Origin of the sequence: Vibrio sp. TRT 21S02 (assembly GCF_050113675.1) — a bacterium.
GTDB lineage: Bacteria > Pseudomonadota > Gammaproteobacteria > Enterobacterales > Vibrionaceae > Vibrio.
In genome coordinates, this window is the sequence record NZ_JBNJOI010000040.1 from 1 (window position 1) to 7235 (window position 7235).

9 protein-coding genes are annotated in these 7235 nt (G+C 39.4%); all 9 read left to right on the forward strand.

The features are described from left to right. Positions 1–109 precede the first annotated feature (109 nt). On the forward strand, positions 110–955 hold the full coding sequence (locus ACQEXU_RS21555) for a hypothetical protein (protein ID WP_077261264.1): 846 nt from the start codon (positions 110–112) through the stop codon (positions 953–955). Between the two features lie 143 nt (positions 956–1098). Further along, positions 1099–1770: a hypothetical protein gene (locus ACQEXU_RS21560; protein ID WP_395198323.1), complete on the forward strand. Its 672-nt coding sequence runs from the start codon at positions 1099–1101 to the stop codon at positions 1768–1770. A gap of 176 nt (positions 1771–1946) precedes the next feature. Further along, positions 1947–2378, forward strand: a complete 432-nt coding sequence (locus ACQEXU_RS21565) for a GNAT family N-acetyltransferase (RefSeq protein WP_088880699.1) — start codon at positions 1947–1949, stop codon at positions 2376–2378. Between the two features lie 228 nt (positions 2379–2606). Further along, entirely contained in the window at positions 2607–3209 is a 603-nt protein-coding gene (locus tag ACQEXU_RS21570) for a hypothetical protein (RefSeq protein ID WP_427012258.1), read from the forward strand. A gap of 134 nt (positions 3210–3343) precedes the next feature. Beyond that, entirely contained in the window at positions 3344–3841 is a 498-nt protein-coding gene (locus tag ACQEXU_RS21575) for a GNAT family N-acetyltransferase (protein WP_321460170.1), read from the forward strand. 718 nt (positions 3842–4559) lie between these two features. Further along, positions 4560–5117 carry a hypothetical protein gene (locus ACQEXU_RS21580; RefSeq protein WP_025611480.1) on the forward strand — a complete coding sequence of 186 codons (558 nt, stop codon included), beginning with the start codon at positions 4560–4562 and terminating at the stop codon, positions 5115–5117. Between the two features lie 131 nt (positions 5118–5248). Then, positions 5249–5641: an SMI1/KNR4 family protein gene (locus tag ACQEXU_RS21585; RefSeq protein ID WP_071236680.1), complete on the forward strand. Its 393-nt coding sequence runs from the start codon at positions 5249–5251 to the stop codon at positions 5639–5641. A 155-nt stretch (positions 5642–5796) separates the two neighbouring features. Further along, on the forward strand, positions 5797–6522 hold the full coding sequence (locus ACQEXU_RS21590; RefSeq protein WP_427012259.1) for a restriction endonuclease: 726 nt from the start codon (positions 5797–5799) through the stop codon (positions 6520–6522). A gap of 118 nt (positions 6523–6640) precedes the next feature. After that, a complete protein-coding gene (locus ACQEXU_RS21595; RefSeq protein WP_427012260.1) occupies positions 6641–7045 on the forward strand; it encodes a DUF4345 domain-containing protein in 405 nt (134 codons plus the stop codon). Positions 7046–7235: the final 190 nt, after the last annotated feature.

The window sequence follows — 7235 nt, forward strand, 5'->3', positions numbered from 1 at the left end:
AAACTTGGCTTTAGTGTTTAAGGTGGAGTGGTTTAGGTTAGGTGTTTAGCGTTGTTCGCACCTTAATGCGGCGTTATGCGCTAACCAGTTCCAATAGGTAAAATAGAATATGAAACGATTCCTTTCAAATTGCTCTAAGCGAGTATTGAATCCACTGTTTAAGGCTACACGAAAAAAACAAGATGCGTTAAAAAGAATAACTCATCGAAGATACCATGGCGCATGGATAGATACTGGTTCAATTATATGTGAGGAGAGTCAACTACAAGTCGGTGATGTAATCATGTGCTCATCCTCGGTTAATTCGAAGAATACTTACCTTATTAGCAATGCATCAGATGGTGTTTATGTCCATTGTGCTATCTATGTTGGTGGCGGAATGATAGTAGACATGGTAGTACCGAAAATTAGGAAAATATCGCTGTACGAGTTATCTCAAGATTATCGCTATTTAACCGTTGTAAGGTGCTTTGGTATTAACAAAGAATGTAAAAGTAAGATAATCGAGTTTGCAAACTCTTGTTTAGATAAACAGGTTGGTTACAATTATGTTGGCGCAGTTCTTTCGCCTTTAAAAGAGTACCGAAATTACTTGTATCATTATTCAAAACAAGTTGGCGATAGTTATGATCCAAAGTATACAACCAAGTCAATAACGCGTTTATTTTGCTCAGAGTTCATAGTTGAGTGTTATAAATATGCTGGCTATGTCCAAAATGATAGCAGGATGTTTAAATCAGATAAGTGGACACCCACCGGGTTGGCTGAAGATAATAGTATTTTTAAGTTCGTCGGGTATCTTGATTTGAGCGTTTTAAGATTTGTTGATCCAAGTGACCCCTATTTAGCGGGTAATGGGTGGGTTCTAACAGATGAAGGACAACAAGACTTAGCTAAAAGGAAAATAGAGTTTGATAAACATATTAAAGCATTGAAACAACGATATAAAAAATAGCGCGCATAACAAAGCATTCAAGAGGGATTCACAACGCTTGGCAGTTTTGGTTTGAATTAGCTTAAGTGTTTACGGCACAATGGTTTAGGTTAGGTGGTGGCGTTGTTCACCCCTTAATGCGGCGTTAGAAAAATGGAGATAATTTGGCTATGTGGATACCTGTCATTTGTTTAGTTGTACTGTCAGGTTTAGGGTTTGTTAGTGTCTTTAGACGAAAGCTTGTGAACAACGATAAAATTGAGTTTGTAGTCGATTTTAATTCTAAATTTGTTACTTACTGGAACAGTAAAGGGCAAGATCGGAGTGCATTCAGTTTATTGATTAGGCATTCGAATAAAATGCAAAATAATTTAGGTAATCAAGGGGTTGCAGCAAAGTTTAAACCACCATATCTCAATGTCGTTTACCAAGATTATCCTATAATTATCAACATGCTCCCATCACTAGATGACGCTTTATCAACTCCTGGCTTTATGGGCGGTATCGGAGATGATGCAGTTCAATATGCAAAAGCAATAGAGCAGACTCTTTTAAGGCATATAGGTTCTTTAGAAGCAAATGATGAAACCCTTGTAAAGCAGCTAAGAAATCCAGTTATTTGGTTAAGAGAGGGTATTCGATCTGTGCTATCACTTCCTGTTCATTTTGTTTCTTGGTTTGGTCTAATTAGTGCAACGACAGCCATTAAAATTACATCTAGTTGGATATTTCGTTTTTTATCTGGTTTCACTGGTCTAATCGGTTTATTTAGTGCAATTATGGGTATTGCTTTGGGCTGGGAAGAGTTCGTGAAAATGGCGAGTAAATTTTTCTAACAAAGCATTTAAGAGTGATTCGCAACGCTTGGCAGTTTCGCTTCGCTCAAGTATAGCCAAGCGCCACTCACACCTTAATGCGGCGTTATGTGATTGGTGGACAATTCATACCCATTGGGGCTAAAATGCCCGCTCGCGGCTGCACATGAATTTCAGTCAACTTTAGAGAAAATACGATGATTGTAGAAAATGTGCTTCCTGAAAATTACGCAGAAATGCTTAGTGTTTGGGAAAATTCAGTCCGAGCAACTCATGACTTCATATCAGAAGAAGATATTGAGTTTTTTAAACCAATTATCATTGAGCAGGCTTTTCCTGCTGTCACGTTAAGATGTGTGAAAAATGAAAGTGGTTCAATTTTAGGTTTCGTGGGTATCCACGACTCAAAGGTTGAAATGCTGTTCATCTTAAACGAGGCAAGAGGGCAAGGTGTTGGTAAGGTGCTACTGCAATACGCAATAGAGCAGTTAGGCGCAACCAAAGTGGATGTAAACGAACAAAACCCGCAAGCGGTAGGTTTCTACGAGCATATGGGTTTCAAAGTTGTTTCTCGTTCGCCGCTTGATGATATGGGAAAACCTTTTCCAATTCTGCATATGACACTTTAGAGCTCGGTTTGTCGTAACCAGTTTGCTAGAAGAAACGCCCAAAGCTAATAACTTTGGGCGTTTCCGTATGCAATGAAAAAATCACATAACAATAAATTTAAGAGTGATTCACAACGCTCGGCGCTTTCACTTCAAGCCAGTTTAGTGTTTATGGCACAATGCTTTAGGTAAGGTGTTAGCGTTGTTCACACCTTAATTTGGCGTTATGCCTTTATGAGGAATTGGTAATTGTTCGAACTATTTAGAGAAATTTTAGGGTATTTTGAAAGTAATGTGATTCTCATGGGGTTAAGTGCATTTTTGGGAGCTATCGCTGTTAAGCGTATAGAAACAAAGGAATCAGCGAAGCTTAGAGAATTGATTGATTCTAAGTTGTCATTGCTAGTTGCTAAAAATGAGCCTGTCATCCATGTAAACCGAGAACAGGCTGAGTTTGAGTTTTCTCGCTACCGTGAAATGTGGGAAGCTACCAGTGAAATTTCGGCATTGATGTCTTCAGCAGTTAAGCGTGTTGGTGATCTAGAAAAACTAAAAATAACTTTTCAAACTCTTCATGAAGTTCGTTGTACTTTAGGCACTCTTACTAATAATGCGTATCCATTCATTGATAATGAAGTCTACGAAAATGCTCTCGCATGCCACAAGTCCTCTCATGATTTTATGCAGTTACTAACTTACGCGGAAAATCTCAAACCTAGCGATGAGTTGGCAAATATAAATAAAAGAGAGTTTGATATGGTTTTAGTTCACTACGACACTCAATCTAGACAATTAGCACTAGCAATCAAAGACAGGCTTGAAGTCATGTCTGTGCTACAAACACAGGCATAACAAGGCGTTTAAGACGGATTCACAACGCTTGGCGATCTCAGTTTAAGTTTAATTTAGTGTTTAAGGTACAATGGCTTAGGTAAGGTGGTAGCGTTGCTCACCACTTAACGCGGCGTTAACTGGCAAGGAGAAAAATGGAAGTTCAGCTAGTAAAAATAGAACGAGAAGAGCGGCATGTACTTGAGAATTTGTTCTGCTACTACGTATACGACATGTCAGAGTATATGAAATGGAATCCAGCTAAAGATGGTACGTTCGGAGGGTACGATGTCTCAAAGTTCGACCCTTATTGGAATCGAGATGATCATATTCCATATTTCATAAAGGTGAATAACGAACTCGCAGGCTTTGTTCTGATTCGTCGTTACCCTAGTGACTTAACACTTTACGACGTTGCCCAATTTTTTGTTCTACGTAAGTTTAAAGGTCAGGGCGTAGGAAAGCTTGTTTTGGCGCAAGTCGTTAAAGCTTTTCCGGGTAAATGGCAAATCCGAATTCTTTTGGAAAACTCAGGGGCACTCAGTTTCTGGAAGTCTGCTGTTTCCAATATCGTAGGTGAAGACTATACGTTGTCAAAAGCGAATGATGTGGATCTTGTCATGTTCTTTATCCACTTTGAGGCAGCCAGTTAACAAGCAATTTAAGAGGGATTCACAACGCTTGGCATTTTTGCTTCTACTTCAAATTTAGTGTTTATGGCACAATGCTTTAGGTGTGGGTGGTAGCGTTGTTCACCCCTTAATTGGGCGTTATGTTTACTTGAAATTCAAAGGCTTAAATTTCTTAGGCTCTAGTTCTTTGTCCCTCTGGCAATTCGTCCCTAGTAGACTCAGCAAATCCGCATTGTCGGCCTAAATTCTTGAATCTCTCAGCCCGTAAAACATGCCAATGTTCGTGGGTTGCTTCATTGTCAGGTCGTGGCGGTTGGCTTCTGGTTTAACTGGCTTAAAGTCGCTTCCAGGTTCTTAGCCAATTAGCATTTTAGCTTGGCAGTTGCCTCGGCAATTAGCCATTGTCTTGCGCTTTGGTAGGGAAGAAAGGGCATTCGTTGTTTGTTATTCGGGTTGCCTCATTGGGTAGGGAATTGGACTAACTTGTTTTAGGTTGGTCGCCTTTGGTGGTCAAGTCGGTTCTTGCCTTGTGGTTTGGTTCAGAAAACTGGTCTGAAATAGCAGTTCTTTCTCAATTAAGTCAGTAACTTGTGGTAAAACATAACAAACAATTCAACAGTGATTCGCAACGCTTGGCGCTCTCACTTCGGGTTGAATTTGGTGTTTACGGCGCAGTATTCAATTTCAGTGTCTGCGCTGCTCACACGTTAATTGGGCGTTAAGCTTCAATGAGGACAATATGGACTACGAAGAAATAAAACGACAAGGTATCGCTGATTTTGTCGAAGATGAAGAACAAACTAGACCAGATCGTATTGTTAGATTTGTCGAGCTAAATGAACTGTTTGCGCCACAGGGAGATATGCTGTTAACCGGAGGTTTACAGTCTCACTTAGCTTTTCATGAATTGGCTAATAGTTACGTTAATGGTAATTACATGGCAGTCGTATTACTGTGCCAAGCGTTTATTGAACATTCATTGTCCGGTGAGTTCATCATGAGAGGGCAGAATACGATAGCTGAATCCTCATTTAAGAAAATCCTCGAATCTGCAAAAGCCGCTGAAATTATAAGTGAAACGCTTTTTGAACAATTGGAAGTATTACGGAAAATCCGCAATCCTTATGTTCATGCGAAAGCGGGGCTTAAAAATGGCTCATTGGCTAAAAAAATGATTGATGGTCGATTTGAATCTGCTGAAGAACTAGCTAAATCAGATGCATTAAAATCACTTGGTATACTAAAGTCTTTTGTTCATCAAAATGTATTCACGTGGGTGCCTGAGCCTGAAGCTTAACAAGCAATTCAAGCTGATTCGCAACGCTCGGCGCCTTCGGTTTCAATAGGTTTGGTGATTACGGTGAAGTGTTTGGATAATGTGGAAGCGTTGCTCACAACTTAATTGGGCGTTATAGCTTTGGAGTAAAAATGGCATTTAACTTAACAGAAGAACAATTAGTTAATACTGAGTTGGAGCTTGGTGCAAGACTCCCCCATGATTACCGTGAATCAATGAAGACTGATAATGGTGGTGAGGCAACGACCGAAGAAGATGATTGGGAGCTTTACCCAATCAAGGACAACTCCGATCGAAAAAGGCTAGCTCGTACTTGTAACCACATTATTGTAGAAACCAAGTCGTGTTTTGGTTTTGGCAATTTTCCACACAATGCATTGGCAATTGCCAGCAATGGTCTTGGAGATCAAATGGTTTTCCTAAAAGAATCCGCACAGTTCAAACCAGAAGTTTATATTTGGCTTCATGAAACCGGAGAGACTCAGTTGCTTGCAAGTTCATTTGCCAAGCTAGAAAAGCTATAACAAAGCGTTTAAGACGGATTCCCAACGCTTTGCATTTTCGGCTTACTTTGAGTTAAGTGTTTATGTCACAATGGTTTAGGTAGGGTGGTAGGCGTTGCTCACCACTTAACGCAGCGTTAAGCGCTTTGTCTCAATAATCAGCGAGGAGGTAGTTGGTGGATTGGAGAGAATATCAACAAGAAACAGCAAGAGTTTTCCGTAGTTTAGGCTGTGATGCCGTTGTTGAAAAGAAAGTTGAAGGTGTTCGTGGTGAACATGATGTGGACGTTTTTGTGACTTTTAAAAAGTTGGGGATTACCACTACATGGATTGTCGAGTGCAAGTTTTGGAATTCAGCAATTCCAAAAGAGAAAATATTAGCACTGCAATCAATCGTCAAGGATGTTGGTGCTGATCGCGGGATCTTCGTCTCAAACTCTGGTTATCAATCAGGAGCAATTAAGCAAGCAACAAAAAGCAATATCACGTTAACTTCTTTGGAGGACTTTTTGGAAGGGGCGCAAGAAGAGTTTAACGATCTAATTGTTGATACCATCGAATCAAAGTTACTTAGAGTTTATCGAACTTACCTTTACCTTAATGACCCAACAGAAGATCATAAATTTGGTTTTCAGCATTATAATTTTGATGGAATGGAAGGTCAGAAGGTATGTGTGGTTTTTACATATTTAAGTAAAGCAGTTCGTAGTTTCCAGAACATAAAAATGGGTTTAGATAAACTAACCATTTTTGAATATGATAACTTTGACACCTTAAATATGAATACCCCAATAAAGGAAAGACAAGCACATGACTTAGGTGACTTTCTTAATTACCTCGAAGAGTTAGTTACGAGCGCAGAGAAATGGTTAGCCTATAAACAAGTCGAACCACGCACTTAACAAAGCATTTAAGAGTGATTCGCAACGCTTGGCATTTTCGCTTCGCTCAAGTATAGCCAAGCGCCGCTCACACCTTAATGCGGCGTTATGTACGTCTCTATAATAAGGAGAAATAAATATGAGAATAGATAAAAGCCAAGCTTTACTGCTGGTCTCGGCCTCAGGCCTAGTTCCTATTGCTCTATCATATGGTTTAGTTCCAGAAGTTACTCTAAATTACTTATTTGATTTAGATATTAGTAATGTAAATGGTAAGCACATATTTAGAGCGGTTATGTGCTTGTACTTACTTAACTTATCATTTTGGTTATTAGGTTTTTTCAAAAAGAGTTTCCGCCAAGTTGCATTAACGACGTTATCGCTTTTTATGTTTGGGTTGGCTATGGGTAGAGGCTTAAGCTTTCTTTTAGATGGACAAGTTCATTGGCTGCTCACGTTATATTTTTTCCTAGAGTTAGCCATTGGTGTAAGTGCTTTATATTTAATACTTAAAAACCAAGATACGGTGCGGGCATATACATAACAAAGCATTTAAGAGTGACTCACAACGCTTGGCGATCTCAGTTTAAACTTGGTTTTAGTGTTTAAGGTGCAGTGTTTTAGTTTAGGTGTTTAGCGTTGTTCGCACCTTAATGCGGCGTTAGCTGCTAATCGATATAACTCTGCTTTAAATCAACCTTACAGTCTGTCATTTTATATAATGTGTTCCGTTA